Here is a 19,459-nt window from a genome sequence, read left to right as displayed (position 1 = left end):
CATTTAGCTGTTACGACAAGAGATAGCGCTACAACTATTGCATACAACATATTTAATAAATGGACAAAAATTTTATGGAAAAATCGGCATCATGTAATAGAAAAGTATATGGCGCAAATATTATATGGTCCCTACTCTCTATCTCACCTCGCTGGCGGTTGATTATCTCTCCGGAAGAAGCAAACTCTAGCATCTCAATTTTAAATGGAAAAGTATTCAGAGATATCAGCTTTCAAAAAATAAGAAAGATAACGTCAGGAAAAGGTCTATTCTTTTCTTGGGTTTCGATATCCTATGAAAGCGAGAATATAACCCTGAAGGGAGTTAACTCCTCTGAAGTGAGCAATATCATTAATGCTTTAGAAGCAATCGTTATTTCCGGCATTAGAAAGAGTGTAGATTCAAGATTTTCTGAAACGAAGTATATTAATTCATACATAAAAGATTTTTTTTGCAAGTATAGATACATCAAAAAAAGTGAAGAAATAGAACTTAGAGAAACTGCAAAAAAATACTTAGATAAAGTTGAAGGAGAATTTTCCGACTTGCTTTTATCTAACTACTTCGACTCTATAAGTAAAGCGAAGCTTACGCGAGAGGTTTTATCAAGGGCAGGAAAAGTCGCAAGCAAAACATCTCAAATAATTGAGTACTACAATGATAAATATATAGAAAAAGAACTCGAATCAAACAAGTCGTTTTTTGACAGTATAGAGAAGTCAAAACTAACACTCGAACAAAGAGTTTCAGCAATTATATTTGAGGATAGAAATCTTTTGATTGCAGCTGCTGGCTCAGGGAAAAGTTCTACATTGATCGGAAAAATAGGTTATGCGATAAAAAATGGGGTTTTCAAACCTGACGAAGTTATTGCGCTAGCATTTAATCGAGCTGCGGCTTTAGAGCTTAATGAACGGATTAATAAACGCATAGCCCCAAACTTAGATGGTGTCAAAGTTAAAGCCCATACCTTTCATGCCTTAGGCTATAACATAGTAAGAAAAGCAGCAAGAAAAGACGCACAAGCAACTGGAAAGAAGCCTTTTTCAAGACTTTCATATAAAGCTGACGACTACATCCGCCTTAATAAAGCAATACAACACTGCCTGAAAAATATTAATTTTATGGAAAGCTGGATTTGGTTTGTCACGTTATTTAAAGAAGCTTCACCAAGTGATAATTATTTCTCTAACTTTAAAGAGTATGATTCCTACATTGAACGACAACGAACTGCCAAAAAAAATAGCAAGGGGCTCGAGTTTGTTCCATTTAAAACTCTAAGCGGAAAGCTAGTTCGTTCTAGTGAAGAGTTGGCAATCGCAAATTGGCTTTTCATAAAAGGTGTACCATTTGAATATGAGTCAAATTTTGACGAATTGCCAGACACTTGGAATAAATATATGCCGGACTTTTATTATCCGGATGTTAATCTATGGCATGAACATTTTGCTCTAGATGGTGAAGGAAAAGCCCCCGTTTTTTGGGAAGGGTATGCGGAACAGGCAGAAATAAAAAGGTCTTTATTGGAAAGTAAAGCTCCAGGTCGCTGGTTTGAAACAACGAGTTATCAATATCGTACGAAAACTATATTCAGAGTAATTGAAGACAAATTGAAAGAAGCAGGGCAGAAATTTTCACCACCTGCTCAGGAAGATGTTCTCGCTCATGTAAATAGTATGGGAGGAGACGGTTGTCAACAACTGATACTCGACTCGATCCATCTGGTAAAGGGAAACATGATAGATAGAAGCGAGTTTAATAAAAGGATGTCTTCAATTTCAGACAAGTATAGAGCTGATTGTTTTTCTGCAATATTTTGGCCTATCTATGATGAATATAGCGCAATCCTTAGAGAAAGTGATAAGCAAATAGATTTTAATGACATGATAGTGGAAGCTGTAAATATCATTGAAGACGAAGCTTATCAGTCGCCTTACAAACTTATACTTGTAGATGAGTTTCAAGATATTTCTCAGGGACGTTCAATGCTTGTCAAAGCTTTGCTTAATAAGCATAAAGATAGTGTTTTGTTTGGAGTTGGTGATGATTGGCAAGCTATTAATGGCTTCTCTGGATCTGACCTTAAATTATTCATGAATTTTGAAAAAGAGTTTGGTTACACTAAAATAACGAAACTTACGAAAACTTTCCGTTGTGCTCAAGGTATCTCTGATGTTGGTGCGTTTTTCATACAGGAGAATAGGAACGGTCAGATACAGAAGGAAGTTATATCTGAAATTGACAAATCTATTAAATCTGTTGTTGATATACGACGCTACAAAAAAGGGAAGCTTCGAAATGAATTAATATTGAAGTTTGATAAAATAGTTGAGATTGCAAAGTCTGTCCAGAATGTTTCAGAAAACGCGGACAAGCGAGTATCTGTATATATTCTGAGTCGCTATAGTCTTAAAAATACTAAAAATATTGATGACAAGTGGCTAACTGAAGTTCAACGAAAATATGGTAAATGGCTAGATATACAATTTATGACAATTCACGCTTCTAAAGGACTAGAGGCTGATTATGTATTCATTCTCGGGATGAACGGAGGGTTTGGATATACGTTCCCTACAAAGTTCACAACTGATCCAATAATTGAGTCTCTTAGGTCAAATAAGGACTTATACCCGGACGCTGAAGAGCGTAGATTATTTTATGTTGCTCTAACACGAGCAAAAAGAAAGGTATACGCTTGGTTCCAAGACTGGTTACCTTCTTTCTTTGTCACAGAGCTGTTTGACGAGAAATACGATGGTAGGGTTTTATTCGATGGTGGACCAATTCCTAACAAATGTGATCGATGCGGAAATGGCTACATGATCAAGCGCCCGGGAAGTAACGGAGAATTTTTAGGATGTTCCAATTATCCAATGCATGCTGGCAACTGCAAGAATACTAAGAGAATTGGGGAATTGGCTTAAAAATGGGAAAGTTATGGTGGACTTGGTAAATCATTATTCGGCGTGATAAAGGAACTGGGGAAACGATAATAATGCGCTGGCTGAGACGACTCAACGCAACAAAAATGAATCCTATGGGGCCGGACTTTTCATCAGCCCCTTGGATTAATTTTAATCTTTCTGGTAGAGAATTGCGGCTACGTTGTCCTCCCCATGAGATGGATGGCCCTTTTGTAAGGTACGCAGAAGCAATAAACATTTATCAGGATGATATTTTTGAGCCATGGAAAACGTGTAATACAGGCATGTCACTGCGACTACTTCATGCTGGATGGGTGTTTTTAGATAGACCGTTTGGGGCTGGTGAACTCGGCTATGTGGCGCTCAGCATTCGACTTAATAGACGTGATCCGCATTATAGAAAAATTGACTCCATGCTATACCCAGAAGAAATGGAAGCGTGGATTTTGACATATGCAGATGGACTTTGGGGCTATTTGAATAGAGATTTAGAAAAATACCCCGAAAGAAAAGCAACCCCAATTATCCCTGAAAGGGACTTCTGGCATTACCCACAGACAAGGGATGATATAAGAAAGCTTACGATTAATGGAGTCCATTGGTTTACCTATGATGTGGAAAGGGGGAAGGATGAAAAAGATCGACTTTGGCATACGCCAATATCTGAAGACCATGAATTAGTCTTTGACTTTGAAGGCGAGCCACTGGGTCGAAAGTACTACTCTGAAGACCATGATTTAGATGGCGCGATAGAGCGCACTGTAAAAGAGTTTATGAACAACGTTCACATTAAACTCGATTAGTCCCCCCTCCTTCCGCATAGCGCTGAATAGCGCTATGCGCCTTTCACCTTAAAGTCTCTCGACTCCCTAACTTTATATAAATGATTACTGTGGTTAGTAAATGAGCAGAAAAAACAAATTGTGACACGGCTCACAAAATGGAAAAGATTTAACAAAGATTCGTTACACACTGCGCCTACAAGAAAGTGATATAAAAATGACTGTATTTATATACAGTTACCTAAAAATTTTAATGTGAAATCTGATCTTTTTATAGCCAACAAGTCAGTTTGTTATCAGATTGGTTATGCTTTGAACATTCACCACGATAGTTGTGGCCTCCATCAATCAGAGGTTCTGAGCCATAAAGGCATAAAAGGAAGTATTTGGGAGTTATCGAGTTTTGTTATCCAGGAAGAAAAACATTAACAACGCTTTGGATCTGCTGACGGATAGTCAGAGAGTGTTGAGCTTCATGCAGCAGTGTTTGACGCGAAATCCATGGCCAGAGTTGAACCAGGAAAGCCAGGAGGGGTTCGATATCATTATTGAGGACGTAAAGGAAAAACTGGAGAAATCACAGAATGCGATCAAAGCGGAAACTAAATAGCGCCCGCGTTGTGTTGAGCCTGGGCTAGTAGTTCCAACTGCTCGGCCCGACCCATTCCTCGCAACATTTCAATCATCATTCGCTTGGCCTGAAACGACGATGGGCTAAGCGTATGACTAAACGCCAGATTCATTACGAAGCTATGCCCGCATTCCGCATTTTTACAAACGCAATACAGGTTCGCCAGTTTAGGGTCCAACACTTGGCGGCTGGTGATAATGGCTTTATTTCCGCACTCTGCACAATTGACTTGCATCGACTTCCCCCTGATTTCATGTGAATGGAAATAGTATCATATTACGCTTTTACGCGTACTAATTACCCATTCCTTGTAATGGATTGAGAAAGCGAATCTGCTTCGGGTTAGACAAATCCTCATTCAGTTTTAAAAACACATGCTGCATCGGGACGACTTCGTTTTCATAGTAAACGCGGCTGATCTTTTCTATATCCCCAAATCCCCCTGTGTTCTCAGGCATGATACCGGCCAGCGCGGGCTGAATGCGCCACATGCTCAATACATCGTTACGGCTTAGATTCTTGACCCGTTCGAATTCATCCTTGGTGGCGATATCGCCCACGGGAATGATTTTCACAGAGTCCGGTTTGCCGCCCGGTATGTTGATGTACAGGCTTCTAAAATTGCCCACGCCTTTGCTGGCGCGGATTTGTTCTTTCAGGGATTGCTCGTCTTCCGGGTCCAGCTGGGCGTCGGCGGTGTAGAAGATGAAGCCCATGTGAGCGCCGTTGTTGTAGTACTTCCTCCGAAATAGCGTTGCGCTCTCATTCAGTAAAACGGATTGCAGGCCGCCCAGGTACTGCGGAACACCATAGATTTGCTGGTTCACGTCGTACTCTTTTAACTGAATGATTTCCCCCGGACGAAATGCTAACGGGTCCACTTGGTTAGGCTGAAGCAAACAGAACTGATCCGGCGCTTTCATGCGCCGCATATTCAGTGCGGGGATGTGTTGCAGGCGGACAATCTGACCCAGGCGATTAAAGATCTTCTGAAAGTAGCACATGCCAAACACCAGGTAATCGAAGCCGGCGTTCTCCAGATCGGTGGCGCTAAGCACGGGTGACGGCACGTAAAACTTGCGCAGCATGTTGCGCTTAAAATAGGGAATGGTCCCGTGATGGGCGTTGGCGCGCAGCAACTTGGCCAGCCCGGTGAGACTGACCGGGGGCGCGTAATAGTCGCCATGGGGATTTAAGAACACGCCCAGGTAAGAGGTCAGCGTCGTGTCTAAAACAGCCTCGGGCGCGCCAAAGCTAAACGCCATGGGCGAAGTCGATTTACTCATTTTCAATGCTCACTTATCCGGCCATGGCGATGGAGCCACGGCGCTGCTTACGGTCCAAAGGTTCATTGCTTAGCGCATGCATAATCGACCAGGCCACATCCGCGTGGCCGGTTTTGCTGCTGCGGTCGGCCACGTAGGTGACCAGGTCGTTGCCGGTGGTGGTTTGCTTCACCTGCAGGAAGGCCTGGGGAATGTCGGTGTGTTCCGCGTCCCACTCAATGCGGGCGTTTTCGATCACGTCCATGGCTTTCAACACCAGGGCGGTTTTGGCGTTCAGGCTGTAGTGAATGGGCGTGGCGCGAGGGTAAAAAGCTTTCACCTGCTCAAACACGCCCAGACCCGGCCCGGTGCAGTCGATCCCCACAAACTGCACGTTGTAACGTCCCAATAGATCCTTGATGCGGATCGCCTGATAGCTGAACGCGCCTTTTAGCTGGATCTTTTCCAGCACGCGGAATTTGCCGGCGGGATGCATCGGCGGCGCGACCACCACCACGGTGGAGCGGTCCCCCGTGCGCGCCGGATCGTAGCCCAACCACACGGGATAGTTTGCAAACGGGCGCGGCTGCCTGGGTTTGAAGTCGGGCCAGACGTCGCCGCTGCATACAGCGCAGCTCAACAAGTCGTCCAGCTTGAACACGGAGAGGCCCGCTTCCATGAAAGCGCACATAAACAGGTTGTTGAATTCCGCCTCGGTGTATTCCTGCTTCAGCTCCTCGATGTCGAACAGGTCGCAGCCCTGATCCGCCGCATCCTCCACCGTGACCACATTACGCCAGACCTTATCCGGTCCCAGCCGGCCCTCTCGTAACGCCGCCCGCGATAGATCAAACTCGACCTTGTGGCGGCGGCTTTCGTTGTAACGCTCGCCGCTCCACAAGGTGTAAGCGCCGTGGCTTTTCACTGATGGCGTGGAAAAATAGGTTTTGCGCCATTTCTTATGAGCGGCCATACCGCTGGCCAGCTTGTTGAGCCGGTCAAAGTCGGGAATCCAGAACACTTCATCAATGTATAAATGGCCGTGGTAACCCTGGGCGGTGCGGCCATTGGTGGACACAAAGCGCAACTCCGCGCCGTTGCTGAGCGGGATCACGTCTACGCCTTTCAATTCCGTATCGAAATACTCCCGCGCAAACTTGAGGATATAGGCTTTAAAAATGTCGGCCTGGGAGCGGCTGGCGGATAAAAAGATCTGGTTATCGCCGGACGTGATGGCGTCCTGGAAGGCCTCCCACGCAAAGTAATAGGTGGCGCCGATCTGGCGCGACTTCAGTATGAAGCGCGTGCGCTGGTTTTTGTTGTCGTGCCAGCGGTGCTGGTAGTCATAGAACAGTTCTTTGCGGATCGTCTCCAGGCGTTCCGAGGTAATCCCGCTGACGTCATTCTTAACGCCGCGCTTTTTCTTCTTACGGTTGCCGCCTGCGTCGCCTTGGTCCGACTGCGCTTTCTCCCTCGCGGTTTTGGCTTTCTTTAAATCAATGCCGGCCAGCCTATCCAGCAGGTTGCTAAGCCGGTCTATCTCCTGGTAATCGCCCGCCACCTTATTGGTCTTTTCCACTAAATGAATTAACCGGCGGGCGGTGGCCTGCTCGACGGTTTCGTGCTGCAGCATGTCTTTCCAGTTGTGCCGCTCGATCCACTGATAAATAACGCGGACGTTATTTATCCCCAGCTGCAGCTGGATTTCCGCTGGCGTGACATGGCGAAGAAAAAGGCCCTTCGCCGCTTCGATGATTTCAGGGGGGTAACGTGATGACATGCGGCCCAGTTTAAGGGCTTTTTAGTGGCGTTAATCCTGGTTTAACTCCTTGTTATTCCTACTAAAAACGACAAGGAAAAGCGCGTATTCAAAGCCTTTGCCGGACTTGGTGGGAAGGCCTATCTTGGCGTCATCGCAACGACTGACGGACCCGAACCCATGCCCCGCACCCTGCATACCGATTTTGTCAAAGTGGCCACCAGTGGACCCACGATTGACGGGCGCAACATCGCCGCCCAGGACATCATCGACATAGCCGCCAACTACGACCCCGCCGAATACACGGCGAACATCTGGTACGAGCACATCCGCATTTTTGGAAACCTGGGCCAGGTGGTGGACGTGAAGCACGAACAGGACGACAAAGGCCGGGAGTGTTTGTTCGCCAGAATCGCCCCCTCGGACCAACTGATTTTGATGAACACCAGCGGACAAAAGCTGTTTACCTCTATCGAGATCCAGCCGAATTTCGCCGGGACCGGTAAAGCCTACCTCGCAGGCCTGGCGGTGACTGATTCACCCGCCAGCCTGGGCACGTCAGAGCTTCGCTTTAACGCCCGGGCGCAACACCCGGACAACCTGTTTACCGCCCCGATTGAATTAGCGCCGCTGCGCGTGGATAACCCGACCAGCCTGTTTTCCCGGCTCATGGGCAAGTTTGCGCGCACGGAACCCAGCCACGACCCCAACGAGCAAGAGCACGCCATGACGGAAGACCAATTCAACCAGCTTAACAGCGCTCTGGCGGACGGCTTCGCCAGCCTGACGGACAAGCTAAACGCCAAAGACGAACCAGCCCCGAAAGAAACTGAAGCCCCGGACCTGGCGCAAGCCCTGGCGGAGATCAAAGCCGAGTTCGCCGACCTGAAGACCGCGCACGACAGTTTAAAAGCCGAGTTCAGCGCCGCGCTGGAAGAAGCGCCCGGCACCACGACCCCGGAAGGCGTCGGCGACGCCGCGCCGCGCGTGCTGTAACTCTAACCACCTACGAGCGGACCGAATGAACTTTAAAACGAAAAAATTATTCAACGATATGTGCGCCGCCATGGCGGCCACCTATGGCGTGGGCTCCGTCGCGGAGCAGTTCAACGTAGAGCCCACTATCGCCCAGGAGTTGCAGGACAAAATCACCGAAAGTTCGGAGTTTTTGCAGCTGATCAACGTGGTGGCGGTGGACGAACTGAAAGGGGAAAAAGTCATCGGCAGCGTGACGGGCTTTGTGCCCAAGCGCACCGACACCGACAGCGCCGACCGCCAGACCAGCGACGTGCTGGCCCTGGGCAGTAAAGGCTATGAGCTGCACCCGGTGGAATACGACACTCACATTAAATACAAAACCATTGATTCCTGGGCCAAGTTTCCCGACTTCCAAGCCCGTTACGGCGGATGGGTGCGCAAGGCAATCAGTCTTTCCAAGCTCCGTGTGGGCTGGCTGGGCACCAGTTGCGCCTTGCCCGCCACTAAGCCTGGCGACCACCCCAACGGCGAGGATGTGAACAAAGGCTGGTTGCAGCAACTACGGGAATTTAAATCCGGTTCGCAGTGGTTCGTCGAAGGCGCGACCGCCGGCCAGATCCGCATTGGCGAGGGCGGCGACTTCGCCAACCTGGACGCAGCCGTTCACGCCTGCTTACAGATGGTGGACGAACTGCATCGCGACGGCGGCGACCTGGTGGTGATCATGGGGCGGGATCTGCTGGCGGAGGACAAGGCGCAGCTGTACGCGGCGCAAGGTCACAAGCCAACGGAAAAAGAGCGCCTGGAGAACCAAGCGATTATCCGCACCTATGGTGGTTTGCCGGCGATCACCGCGCCCTTTTTCCCGGCCCGGGGCCTGCTGGTCACCAGCCTGGATAACCTGAGCCTTTACTACCAGGCCGACAGTTTACGCCGCCAGGTGATCGACAACCCGAAACGTAACCGCGTGGAAGACTTCAACAGTCTGAACGAGGGCTATGTGATCGAGGACGAAACCAAGGCCGCCGGCTTTGAGTTCGCCAACGTGAAGTTGCCCGACGGTTCCGGCGCTTGGGCATAACGCCATGCCGCTGCTGACCGTTCAACACAAACAGCGCCGCCTCGCCAGGCAGGCCGCCAGCGACGCTATAACGGCGGCGGAGGTAGCGCGCAATTCGTCTGCCACCTATAGCGCTCTGTCGCCCCGGGTGCGGGGCGATTACCAGGTGGCGCTGGCGGCGCTGACGCAATGCCGCGAACAGCTGGCGGAGCTGGACGGCATCCCGGACAAGGTTGCGTTAAAGGCGCGCGTGCTGCCTCAGTTCATGGACTTTTTGCAGGCCTACCGCGACAGCGGCCAGCGCTACCCCAACGAAGTATTGGTGTTTTGCGTCATCTGGCTGTTCGACGTGGGCGACATCGAAAGCGCCCTAAGTTGGGCAGGGCTCGCCATCGAGCAACAGCAATGCATGCCTGGCCACTTTAAACGGGATTTGCCGACCTACGTGCTGGAAGAGGTCCACGACTGGGCGGAGCGTCAGTTCAAGGCCGGCGACAGCGCCAGCCCTTACCTGGACGACGCGGCGGCGCGTTTAACCGCGCAGACCTGGCCCACGGCGAACGACATTGTCGCCGGCAAGCTGTACCGCCAGTGCGGTCTGAATGCGGAGCAAAACGGCGACCTGAACGCGGCGCTGACCTACTTCGAGCAGGCGCAGGCGGCCAACCCGGCGGCGGGATGCAAAACCCGCCTCGCCAAACTACAGGCCAAGCTCGGACTGGCCTAAGTCTACCCACCCAGGCGGGCGCCTGGGGGCGCTGCCGGCTTCGCGCCGCGTCAGCTAAACCCAGTGCGCGCCGCCTTCTTATTCGGAGGCTGCGACCATGAGTTTCAGCGGTAAAAGCAACGCCGTTTTAGAGGCGACGCTGACCAATGACGGCTTTTTCCCGGACCTGTCCCTGGCGGAGTTCCAACGGGTTTACCGCATCCCGGCGGAGTACCACGGGGACATGGTCGCGGCCCATATGCGCCAGGCCATGCTGGACATTAATTTCAGCCTGGCGATGCGTAAGGCGGAATGGCTCGGCGGCGGCTTTAAAACCTTGGATGCGGTCGGCGCGGAGCAGCTGGACGGTCACAACGTACTGGTCCTGTACTACCTGCGCGCCGTGTCCTGCCGCGCCAAAGCGTCGCTGCTGAACGCCTTCGCCACCATGAACCGGCGGGCGCAGGCGGAGAACCTGGCGAAAGAGTCGGACGAGACCGAGCAGCATTTGCTAAGCGACAGCGTGCGCGCGCTGCGGCGTCTGCTGGGGGCGGCCACGGGTATCACGGCGGAGTTGCTGTAATGGCGTTGGCGAAGCTGCGCGACCTGACCCGCTTTCTGCTGGCCCAGGAGCTGGCGCCGGCGGAACAGTGGGACAGCTGGATGGAAAACGGAACCCTGGAGGCGGCGGACAAACGCCTGGGCGCTGGGGTGCGCGTGTGCCGGCTGAAATATGACGCGGTGCTGGTGGTGGAGCGTTACAGCGGCCCGCCGCAACTGCTGATCGCCCATGTGGTGACCTGGCTCATGGACCACGACCCCGAGCGGGACCGTGACGGCCTGGGTCATCCCGATATTGATGTGGACGTGAACGGCGACGATACCGCCGACATAGAAATTCGCATCGGCTTTTACGAAAACCTCGACCTGGTCGCGGACGCCGCCGGCGCGATCCAGTTTGGCGGCGCACGCTGGCGGGTGGAAACCGTCCCGGTGTACGAGCCGGACGCGGTCGGCGTCGGCGACGATAAAGCTTTGCCCACGGATGCGCCTTATGTCCGTAAAGCTTGAGGTCGGCGGCCACCTGAAATTAAAGCGCCAGCTGGCCCTTTTGAAACTGCCGGCGGCCAAGCGTAAGCGCATTCTGGGACAGATCGGGCGCCAGGTGCGGACCCAGTCACGCAAGCGCCTGCGCAGCCAGACCGGCCTGGACGGTAAACCCTGGGAGGCGCGCAAACAGGGCAATAAAAAAATGCTGCGCGGCCTTAGCAAACGCCTGGCGGTGTTCCCAGGCGCGGACCGGGTGACGATCACCTTTAAAAACACCCTGGTCGGACGCATCGCGCGAGCGCAGCAAGAGGGCGTCACGGAAGTGATGACCCGCGCCCGCATGCAACAGCGCCACGGCCAACCCGACTACGCCGCCCCGGCGACCCGGGGCCAGGCCAGGCAGTTGCGCGAAGCCGGATTCACCATCCCGCGCGGCCAGGGACGCGGACGCAAACGGCCCACGCTGAAGTGGGTCACGCAGAACCTGACTTTCGGCCAGGCCGGCGCCGTGCTGCGCGCGCTGACCGATAAACCGCGCCAGGGGCGCTGGTTGATTCCCCTACCGGCGCGCAGCTTTTTAGGGGCGACGCAGCACGACATCGACGCGTTCATTGATCGCATTTTTGAACAGACATTCAAGCAGGCAACGAAGGGTTAACCATGGCGCAAGGCAAGGTCACCATCAATAACTTGAACCTCTCGCAAGGGAACTTTCCCGAGGTGGAGCGCAAGGCGCTGTTTATCGGCGTAGGCGCTAAGAACCTGGGGCGGGTGCTATCGCTAAACACCCAAAGCAACCTGGACGAGATCCTGGGCGCGGACGACAGCGCCCTAAAAACCAACGTCGCGGCGGCCAAGGCCAATGGCGGCGAAAACTGGCAAGCCTACGCGGCGCCGATTAACAGCGGCGATCCCTGGGAAACCGCCCTGGAGCAGGCCATGTTGACCGTATCGCCGGAACTGGTGGCCTTGTGTTCGCCGGCGGCGGACGCCGCCGCCATCGAGGCGATGCAGACCAAGGCGGAATTGATCCGCACCACCATCGGCCGGCGCGTCATTGTACTGACCGCCAGCGCCGGCGTGGACTCTGAAACGCAAAGCTGGAGCGATTACGAGGCGGCCCAGGCGGCGATCACCCACGGCGCGGCCTGTCCCCGGGTGGCGGTGATTCCCCAACTGCACGGCAACGACTTAGGCGTGCTGGTGGGGCGCTTGTGTAACCGGGCGGTGAGTATCGCCGATAGCCCGATGCGCGTCGCCACAGGCTCCGTGTTGGGCCTGGGGGACGCCCCCGTGGATCGCGACGGCGTGGAGTTGCCGGACGCCMCCCTGGCGACCCTGGACGCCAACCGCCTGTCCTGCGTGCAGCGTTACCCGGATTACCCGGGGACGTACTGGGGCGACTGCAACCTGTTGGACGTGCCGGCGGGCGACTACCAGGTGATTGAAAACCTGCGCGTCGTGGACAAGGCCGCGCGCGCCATTCGTATTCTGGCCATCGCCCGGGTGGCGAACCGCTCGCTGAATTCCACGCCCGTGAGCATCGCCGCCAACAAAACCTATTTCATGCGTCCGCTGCGCGAGATGAGCAAAAGCGTCGTTTTTGCGGGCGAACATTTTCCCGGGGAGATCAAAAGCCCCAAGGACGACAGCATCGAAATCGTGTGGCCAACCAAAACCCGGGTGGAGGTGTACTTGAAAGTACAGCCGTACAACTGCCCGAAGGACATTACCGCCAACATCATTTTGGATCTGTCCCACTAAGGACACGGAGGAACAACCATGAGTCAAAAGCGCCTCTCCGGCAAAGACATAGACGTGATGATCGGCGACATGCTGGTGCATGTGGAGGAAGTCACTTTAAGCATTGAGGACGCCACGGCGGTGACCAAAACGCGCGGCATTCCTAACGGATACGTAGACGGCGAAGTCGGCGCCTCGGGCGATATCACGGTGGACACCACCAACCTGCAAACCATTTTAGACGCGGCCAAGGCCGCCGGCAGCTTCCGCGCCCTGGAGCCCTTCGACCAGGTGTTTAACGGCGCCACCAGCGGCGGGGAACTGCGCATAGAAGCGTTCGGCTGCAAGTTAAGAATTTCGGATCTCTTGAACGCCAAAGCCAGCGGCGGCGAGCAGCTGACCCACAAACTGGCTTACGACGTGACGGACCCGGATTTTGTGCGCATCAACGGCGTGCCCTACGTGGACGCATCGGAAACGGAAAAGCTGGTGTAAGTCATGGCGCGAGACATCTTAGACCAGGCCGCCGAACTGCAAGAAAAGCTTAACGCTCAAGCGTTAGCCAGGCAGCTGGCCGGCTCCACCCTGGGCCAACCCAGCCGCGCATATTGCATCGACTGCGAGGACGCCATTCCGCCGCTACGGCAGCAGCTCGGTGGCGTCACCCGCTGTGTGGAATGCGAAGACTACTACCAACATGCGCAACGGCAAATACGCCAAAGGGGGCGCGGATGATGGCTATCAACTATGAACAACTGCGCGCGGCGGTGCGCAACCAAGGCCACCGTTTTTTTGAAAGCGGCGATTACAACCTGAACCTGGTGGGCGTGCGCGCCCAGGATCGCCACGCCAACACCTTTAACGATTTGCTGTGTGTGGCGTTTCAGATCCAGGGGCAAACCCACTGCTTTAGTTTTCCGGCGACCACTGACCCGGGCGTTTATTGGCGCGAACACCTGGCGAACGAAAAAGGGACCGCCATTGTCGCACCCGGCCAATACGCTGGCGTGTGGGCGCTGGGCAAACATCAAGGCAAATACGAAGCGTTAGTGCAGCGCGGGCCGATTACCGTGTTTCGGGACAAGAACCGCAACGCCCAGCTGGACGCCCAGGGAGAAACCGAAACGGGGCTATTCGGCATTAATTGCCACCGCGCCACGCTTCAGGGGAGCAGTCAACAGGTGGACCGCTGGAGCGCGGGCTGTCAGGTCATTGCGGACAGCGCCGACTTTGATGTGCTGATGGCCTTATGTCGCAAGGCGGCAGGGCTATACGGCAATCGTTTTACATACACCCTGTTGGACGAGGTGAACCGATGAGCCTGTTAAGCAAAGTGGTGGACGTGGTGACCGGCGGCCTGGCGGACAGAGCTTACCAGGTCGTCAAAGATTACTTTCCGCCGGACATGAGCGAAGCGCAGCGGGCCAATGTGCAGCTGGCGCTGCAAAACCTGGAACTGGAGAAAAAACGCCAGGCGGAGCAAGCGCGCCAGGCGGCGGAAAAGCAGTTAACCGAGCGTATCAAAGAACTGGAAGGCAGCGCCAAAGACTTGTTGCGCCTGCCGATCCTCGGGCCGCTGATGTTGTTTCTGCGGGGCTGTCAGCGCCCGGTGTGGGGCTTCGTCACCCTGTATCTGGACTGGATGTGGTTTAGCGCCTGGACTCTGAACGAACAGCAACAAACCGCGCTGATCACCATCAACGTGCTGGTGCTGGGCTTTTTATTTGGCGAGCGAGCGGTGAAGAACGTCACCCCTCTGATCGTCAAAGCGGTTAAGGCTAAGCGAGGTGGTTAAGGTGCCGGAAAAGTCAGCCGTCGTAACCAACTATGCGGCCTCGGCGATCACCACCGTGGCCGGCCTGACGTTCAATCAGTGGGTGGCGCTCGGCGGCCTGCTGATTGGCGTGGCCACCTTCGTGATGAACTGGTGTTACAAGCAAAAGCATTTAGAACTCGCCCGCAAACGGGCATTAGAAAACCAAAGGGAAAACCATGACCACTAAACAGATGATCGACCTCACCGTACTGGACCAGGACTTTAGCTTTCAGGTGACGCGCGAGGCTTACAACAAGTACGTCAACGCGGTGACGCCCACGAACAAGGTCGCCCCCAGCCATAACTTTTTGGTCGGGACCGTGGCCCAGGAGCAGCGCGACGCCCTGGTGAAACTAATCAGAGAAACACCTGGCGCGGAGGTGCAGCTGGCCGGCGCGGTGCTGGAGGAGTACACCCCGGATCTGGGCATCGTGGCAAAAAAGCGCAGCGCATAGCGGACCAGATCGCCGCCAACGGCTACGACCAGTTACGCGCCTACGCCGCCAAGTGGCTGTCCGCGCAGGAGCCCAACGAGGACGCCCTGGGACTGGCGTTATTTTTAGAGCGTGATTACTGGAGTAAACACGAAATCGCCGTCGCTAACGGCATCGCCAAAGCCTTAAAAGGGTAACGACTGAATGAGCAACAAACTCGAAAAGCTAATGTTCAGCGTGTCGCTGATCGACCGGGCGAGCGGCGTCGCCGGAAAGATCCAGCACAGCCTGGACAAGCTCACGCAGCACGCCACGCGGGGCTTTGTGCAGATGGCCGCCGGCGCTACGGGTTTGCTGGGCGCGGGCGTCGCCCTGGAGAGCATGCTGGGGCCGGCCATCGAGATGGATCGCGCGTTGGGGGAAGTCAAAAGCCTGGGCGTGGCCAACGAGGCCTTGCGCACGTTGGAGGAAACCGCCTTGCGCTTTTCCATCCGCTACGGCGAAGCCGCCGACAATTTCGTGCGCTCCAGCTATGACATTCAAAGCGCCATCGCCGGGCTAAGCGGTCGCGAGCTGGCCGCGTTTACCGAGGCCGGCGGCGTGCTGGCCAAGGCCACCAAATCCGACAGCGCCACAATCACGAATTACATGGGCACCATGTATGGCGTGTTTCAGCGCACGGCGGAGCAGATGGGCAAGGCGCAATGGGTGCAACGTCTGGCCGGCCAGACCGCCAGCGCGGTGCAGATGTTTAAAACCACCGGCGCGGAGATGGCGGCGGCCTTTGGCAACCTGGGCGCGGAAGCGCAAAGCCAGGGCGTGACCCTGGCGGAGCAAATGGCGGTGTTGGGGTCGCTGCAGGCGACCATGAGCGGGACCGAAGCCGGCACCAAATACAAGGCGTTCTTAGCCGGCGTCGGCAACGCCCAGAAAGCCCTGGGCCTGGCGTTCACGGATAGCGAAGGCCGCTTGCTACCGATGGTGGAGATCCTGACCCGCATTCAAGGCAAGTTTGGCGACATCGACACGGTGGCCAAAGCGGATCTATTGAAACAGGCCTTTGGCTCCACGGAAGCGGTCGGCCTGGTCAAGCTGCTGATGCAGAACACCCAGGGGCTGGCGGGCGCCATCGACCAGCTGGGAGCGCAGACCGGCATGGACAAAGCGCGAACCATGGCCGAGGCCATGATAGATCCCTGGCAGCGCTGGGCGGCGGGCGTGAATGCGGTCAAGGTCAGCCTGGGGCGGGCGTTCCTGCCTTTGCTGCAACCGCTGTTAGATCGGTTGACCGCCGGCGCGGACACCCTGACGCGCTGGACCCGCTTGTTTCCGAACCTCACCCGCCTGGTAGCGATCGCCACCTTAACCGTGATCGGTTTAGTGGCGGCGGCCTCCGCCTTCGCCCTGGTCGCCGGCGTCGCCCAGCTGGTCCTGGCGGGCTGGCACGCGGTGCTTTTGCTGGGAGCGGGAGCCATGCGCGCCTGGTCCCTGGCGGTCAGCGCCGGGCGCGCGGCGCTGTTCCTGTTGCAGATCGGAACCTATCTGGCGGCGGGCGCGTTTACCGCCATGCGGGCGGCCTTGCTGACCGGCGCGGCGGCGACCTGGGCGTTTTCCACCGCGCTGCTGGCCAACCCTATTATCTGGATCGTGTTGGGTGTGGTGGCGCTGATCGCAGCGCTGGCCGCCCTGGTGATCTATTGGGACGAGGTTAGCGCGGCGGCGTCCGCCGCCCTGGGCTGGATCGTGGAAAAGTGGACCGGCTTACGCAGCCTGATCGAGGACAACGCCTTTTTAAGCGCGGTATTCGCCCCGCTGCTGGCGGCGGCGGATCTGGCGGGTTGGGTGATTGATTCCTTTGGAAAGATCCCCGACTGGTGGGCGCAGTTTTCCGACTGGCTGGCGCAGCTGGACCCGTTCGCCGTGATCGGCGCCGGGGTGGATTGGTTGATAGACAAAATCAACGCCATTCCCGGGATCGACCTCGGCGATGGCGGCGAGATCCAGCTATCGGAAAAAGTGCGCCAGGAGCGGGAAAGCATCCAGCGCTTTGCGCCGGCGCTGGACGAAGGCCGGGTGAACCAGACACCCCCCGGGGGATTTCTGCAGCAAGTCAGTAACGCCAACACCACGACCAACCGGGGCGTGACGGTGGAGAAACTGGAGGTGAACGCCAACGGGCCGGTAAACGGCTTCATGCTGGCGGATGAACTGAGCATGGCGGCGGGGTGACTATGGCGGACTTTATAGACCTGCACATCGTTAACAACGATATCAGCCTGGACGCTATCGGCGTGCCGCAGGAGATCAGCGGGCGCGCCTCCATCGCCCAGGATATCAAACACATGATCCGCGACAGCGGCCTGCTGGTGGAGCTGATCGGCGAACGCAACCCGGAAAAAGTGGCGTTGAACCTGAGCCGCATCGAAACCCGGGTGGAGAACGACGCACGCATCAAACCGGGCACGGCGAAGGTCACGCGCACGGACCCGGAAACGGTGTATATCACCGCCAAAACCCTGAAATACGGACACATCGAGTTTTACCTATGAACGATCACCACGCGGACTTTGCGCGCCTGGTCAAAGAGGCCGGCATTCCGACCACCGAGGCGGAACTAAAAACCGTCTGGGAAAACGAAGTCGCCGCCCAGGGCGTGGCGTTCAGCAACAACAGCGAGTATTCGCCCTGGTGGCGCATCGTGTCGGCGCTGGTGACCAAGCCCGTGCTATGGCTGGTGGATCTGCTGATAACCGGCGTGCTGCCGCAAATGTTTGTGAAGACGGCCAGCGGCTCCGCCCTGGATCTTCTGGCCTGGGGCGTGGCGGTGGAGCGCAAGCAGGCGGCCAAGGCGCGCGGACGTGTGCAGTTCACCCGGGGCGATCTCTCCGGAGAACTGGAAATCGCGGCGGGAACCTGGATACAGAGCGCCAGCATTAACGGGCGCATTTACCGATTACAGACCACCCGGGCGCAGCGCTTTAGAGACGGCGAAGCCCACTTGCTGGTGGAGGTGGAAGCGGCGGACACCGGCAGCGGTTACAACCTGGCGGCGGGTTATTACGCGGTGACGCCGAGCCCCATCCCCGGGGTGACCGTCACCAACCTGGACAACTGGCTGTTGCAGCCTGGCGCGGATCGGGAAACCGACGACGCGTTACGTCTACGAGTGCGCAACCAGTTCAGCGCGGTGAACCAATGGCACACCGACGCAGTGTATACGGCGATTATCGCCAGTTTCGACGGCGTCAGCGTGGACAACGTGTTTTTTGAGCATGAGGCGCCGCGCGGTCCCGGGACAGCCAACGCCTTTATCTTGTTTGAAACCGGAACCCCGGACGCGCCCTTTTTGGCGCGCATCCAGGCGCGGATATCCGACGAGGGCAACCACGGACACGGCGATGACCTGCAGGTGTTCGCCATGCCGGAAACCCAGCACGACGTCAGCGCCGATCTATGGGCGGACAGCGCCCTGGATGCGGACGCGCGGGAGCAGTTAAGGCAATCGGTGACGCAGTTTATCCGGGCGGCGTTTCGGGAGAACCAGGACTACCAACCCACGCGGACCTTTCCGTTTAGCCGGTTTTCCTTCAGCCGCCTGGCGCAGGAGTTACACACGACGTTTCCGGCGCTGGCGTCCATTGATTTTAAAACTGGCGATATCACCAGCCGGATGGATATTCCCCGGCTGAAGTCGCTAACGGTGACCTTGCCATGATCGAAATTAAATTGCCGTTTTGGCTCGGCGGGGAGCAGCTGGCCAAGCTGGCCCGCGCCGCCCGTCGTTACTGGGAGCGCGTCGAACACTGGTTGCGCTGGCCGCTGCGTCAGATCGACGCGGAAACCTGCGCCCTGGGCGTGCTCAATCTGCTGGCCTGGCAACGCAATATCGCGCGCTTTGCTGGCGAGCCGGAACGCCTCTACCGGCTGCGGGTGAAGTACGCCTACGCCAATGCGGTGGACGCCGGCAGCGTGGCTGGCTTCAAGCGCATCATGCTGCGTTTGGGGGTGGGCTATGTGGAGATCGAAGAACGCGCCCCGGGGCGGGATTGGGACGTGATCATCTTGCGTCTGTCCGATAACCAGCTGAGCGACAACCCGGAGCTATTGCGCATCATCCTGCAAATGTACGGGCGCACCTGTCGCCGCTATGAGTTCGCCTTGATTACCCCGGTTACGTTCGACGTGCGCGTGGGGGAATTTGACTGGGACCAGCAAACCCTGACGGCGATCTTGCCGAATAGTCTCCGCCTGTCCTTACGCCTGGCGGAGCCTAACCACGATTCACAACAGTTAGTCGCACGACTTTAAAGG

24 protein-coding genes are annotated in these 19,459 nt (G+C 55.5%); 21 read left to right on the top strand and 3 right to left on the bottom strand.

Translation table 11 applies throughout. The features are described from left to right. Nucleotides 1-74: 74 nt before the first annotated feature. The 3 genes from KP814_RS06525 to KP814_RS06515 all read left to right on the top strand — a co-directional run bounded on the left by KP814_RS06525 (nt 75) and on the right by KP814_RS06515 (nt 4,316). Nucleotides 75-2,924 carry a UvrD-helicase domain-containing protein gene (locus tag KP814_RS06525; RefSeq protein WP_216736000.1) on the top strand — a complete coding sequence of 950 codons (2,850 nt, stop codon included), beginning with the start codon at nt 75-77 and terminating at the stop codon, nt 2,922-2,924. 71 nt (nt 2,925-2,995) lie between these two features. Next, the gene (locus KP814_RS06520; RefSeq protein ID WP_216735999.1) at nt 2,996-3,727 is read left to right on the top strand and encodes a hypothetical protein; all 732 of its coding nucleotides are present in this window, start codon (nt 2,996-2,998) and stop codon (nt 3,725-3,727) included. A gap of 382 nt (nt 3,728-4,109) precedes the next feature. Next, nucleotides 4,110-4,316, top strand: a complete 207-nt coding sequence (locus KP814_RS06515) for a hypothetical protein (RefSeq protein ID WP_011400437.1) — start codon at nt 4,110-4,112, stop codon at nt 4,314-4,316. Here the strand turns inward: KP814_RS06515 and KP814_RS06510 are convergent. Genes KP814_RS06510 through KP814_RS06500 form a run of 3 tightly spaced genes read right to left on the bottom strand, consistent with a single transcriptional unit; the run spans nt 4,309 to nt 7,382 of the window. Continuing rightward, on the bottom strand, nt 4,309-4,572 hold the full coding sequence (locus KP814_RS06510) for an ogr/Delta-like zinc finger family protein (RefSeq protein ID WP_216735998.1): 264 nt from the start codon (nt 4,570-4,572) through the stop codon (nt 4,309-4,311). The two genes, KP814_RS06515 and KP814_RS06510, sit on opposite strands and share 8 nt — an antisense overlap. A gap of 58 nt (nt 4,573-4,630) precedes the next feature. Then, nucleotides 4,631-5,623 (bottom strand): phage portal protein, encoded by a 993-nt coding sequence (locus KP814_RS06505; RefSeq protein WP_216735997.1) that lies wholly within the window; start codon nt 5,621-5,623, stop codon nt 4,631-4,633. Nucleotides 5,624-5,636: 13 nt separating this feature from the next. Beyond that, entirely contained in the window at nt 5,637-7,382 is a 1,746-nt protein-coding gene (locus KP814_RS06500) for a terminase large subunit domain-containing protein (protein ID WP_216735996.1), read from the bottom strand. Nucleotides 7,383-7,541: 159 nt separating this feature from the next. Between KP814_RS06500 and KP814_RS06495 the strand changes: the two genes are divergently transcribed. The 18 genes from KP814_RS06495 (at nt 7,542) to KP814_RS06415 (ending at nt 19,456) form a co-directional block, all read left to right on the top strand. Beyond that, nucleotides 7,542-8,357, top strand: a complete 816-nt coding sequence (locus tag KP814_RS06495) for a GPO family capsid scaffolding protein (RefSeq protein WP_216735995.1) — start codon at nt 7,542-7,544, stop codon at nt 8,355-8,357. 25 nt (nt 8,358-8,382) lie between these two features. Continuing rightward, nucleotides 8,383-9,420: a phage major capsid protein, P2 family gene (locus KP814_RS06490; RefSeq protein WP_216735994.1), complete on the top strand. Its 1,038-nt coding sequence runs from the start codon at nt 8,383-8,385 to the stop codon at nt 9,418-9,420. A gap of 4 nt (nt 9,421-9,424) precedes the next feature. Then, entirely contained in the window at nt 9,425-10,126 is a 702-nt protein-coding gene (gpM, locus tag KP814_RS06485; RefSeq protein ID WP_216735993.1) for a phage terminase small subunit, read from the top strand. Between the two features lie 97 nt (nt 10,127-10,223). Beyond that, the gene (locus tag KP814_RS06480) at nt 10,224-10,688 is read left to right on the top strand and encodes a head completion/stabilization protein (protein WP_216735992.1); all 465 of its coding nucleotides are present in this window, start codon (nt 10,224-10,226) and stop codon (nt 10,686-10,688) included. After that, on the top strand, nt 10,688-11,176 hold the full coding sequence (locus tag KP814_RS06475; RefSeq protein WP_216735991.1) for a phage tail protein: 489 nt from the start codon (nt 10,688-10,690) through the stop codon (nt 11,174-11,176). The genes KP814_RS06480 and KP814_RS06475 overlap by 1 nt, the downstream gene beginning before the upstream one ends. Beyond that, nucleotides 11,160-11,813, top strand: a complete 654-nt coding sequence (locus KP814_RS06470) for a phage virion morphogenesis protein (protein WP_253938210.1) — start codon at nt 11,160-11,162, stop codon at nt 11,811-11,813. Before KP814_RS06475 ends, KP814_RS06470 begins: the two co-directional genes overlap by 17 nt. 2 nt (nt 11,814-11,815) lie before the next feature. After that, entirely contained in the window at nt 11,816-12,919 is a 1,104-nt protein-coding gene (locus KP814_RS06465; protein ID WP_216735989.1) for a DUF2586 domain-containing protein, read from the top strand. An 18-nt stretch (nt 12,920-12,937) separates the two neighbouring features. After that, nucleotides 12,938-13,393: a DUF2597 family protein gene (locus KP814_RS06460; protein WP_216735988.1), complete on the top strand. Its 456-nt coding sequence runs from the start codon at nt 12,938-12,940 to the stop codon at nt 13,391-13,393. A gap of 3 nt (nt 13,394-13,396) precedes the next feature. Continuing rightward, on the top strand, nt 13,397-13,633 hold the full coding sequence (locus tag KP814_RS06455; protein ID WP_216735987.1) for a TraR/DksA C4-type zinc finger protein: 237 nt from the start codon (nt 13,397-13,399) through the stop codon (nt 13,631-13,633). Then, on the top strand, nt 13,630-14,217 hold the full coding sequence (locus KP814_RS06450; protein WP_216735986.1) for a hypothetical protein: 588 nt from the start codon (nt 13,630-13,632) through the stop codon (nt 14,215-14,217). The genes KP814_RS06455 and KP814_RS06450 overlap by 4 nt, the downstream gene beginning before the upstream one ends. Continuing rightward, complete coding sequence (locus KP814_RS06445) at nt 14,214-14,693, top strand: hypothetical protein (protein WP_216735985.1); 480 nt, start codon at nt 14,214-14,216, stop codon at nt 14,691-14,693. The genes KP814_RS06450 and KP814_RS06445 overlap by 4 nt, the downstream gene beginning before the upstream one ends. Nucleotide 14,694: 1 nt before the next feature. Further along, complete coding sequence (locus tag KP814_RS06440; protein ID WP_216735984.1) at nt 14,695-14,901, top strand: phage holin; 207 nt, start codon at nt 14,695-14,697, stop codon at nt 14,899-14,901. Continuing rightward, nucleotides 14,891-15,169, top strand: coding sequence for a putative phage tail assembly chaperone (locus tag KP814_RS06435; RefSeq protein ID WP_216735983.1), 279 nt, complete (start codon nt 14,891-14,893; stop codon nt 15,167-15,169). The genes KP814_RS06440 and KP814_RS06435 overlap by 11 nt, the downstream gene beginning before the upstream one ends. Then, complete coding sequence (locus tag KP814_RS33350; protein WP_371824041.1) at nt 15,166-15,345, top strand: hypothetical protein; 180 nt, start codon at nt 15,166-15,168, stop codon at nt 15,343-15,345. Before KP814_RS06435 ends, KP814_RS33350 begins: the two co-directional genes overlap by 4 nt. 7 nt (nt 15,346-15,352) lie before the next feature. Continuing rightward, nucleotides 15,353-17,377, top strand: a complete 2,025-nt coding sequence (locus KP814_RS06430; protein WP_216735982.1) for a phage tail tape measure protein — start codon at nt 15,353-15,355, stop codon at nt 17,375-17,377. A gap of 2 nt (nt 17,378-17,379) precedes the next feature. Continuing rightward, entirely contained in the window at nt 17,380-17,697 is a 318-nt protein-coding gene (locus KP814_RS06425) for a DUF2590 family protein (protein ID WP_216735981.1), read from the top strand. After that, nucleotides 17,694-18,863, top strand: coding sequence for a baseplate J/gp47 family protein (locus tag KP814_RS06420; RefSeq protein ID WP_216735980.1), 1,170 nt, complete (start codon nt 17,694-17,696; stop codon nt 18,861-18,863). Before KP814_RS06425 ends, KP814_RS06420 begins: the two co-directional genes overlap by 4 nt. Beyond that, nucleotides 18,860-19,456 carry a phage tail protein gene (locus KP814_RS06415; RefSeq protein WP_216735979.1) on the top strand — a complete coding sequence of 199 codons (597 nt, stop codon included), beginning with the start codon at nt 18,860-18,862 and terminating at the stop codon, nt 19,454-19,456. The genes KP814_RS06420 and KP814_RS06415 overlap by 4 nt, the downstream gene beginning before the upstream one ends. Nucleotides 19,457-19,459 lie beyond the last annotated feature (3 nt).

This window comes from Hahella sp. HN01 (assembly GCF_018986435.1).
Taxonomy (GTDB): domain Bacteria; phylum Pseudomonadota; class Gammaproteobacteria; order Pseudomonadales; family Oleiphilaceae; genus Hahella.
This window is presented reverse-complemented; position numbering and strand designations above follow the sequence as displayed.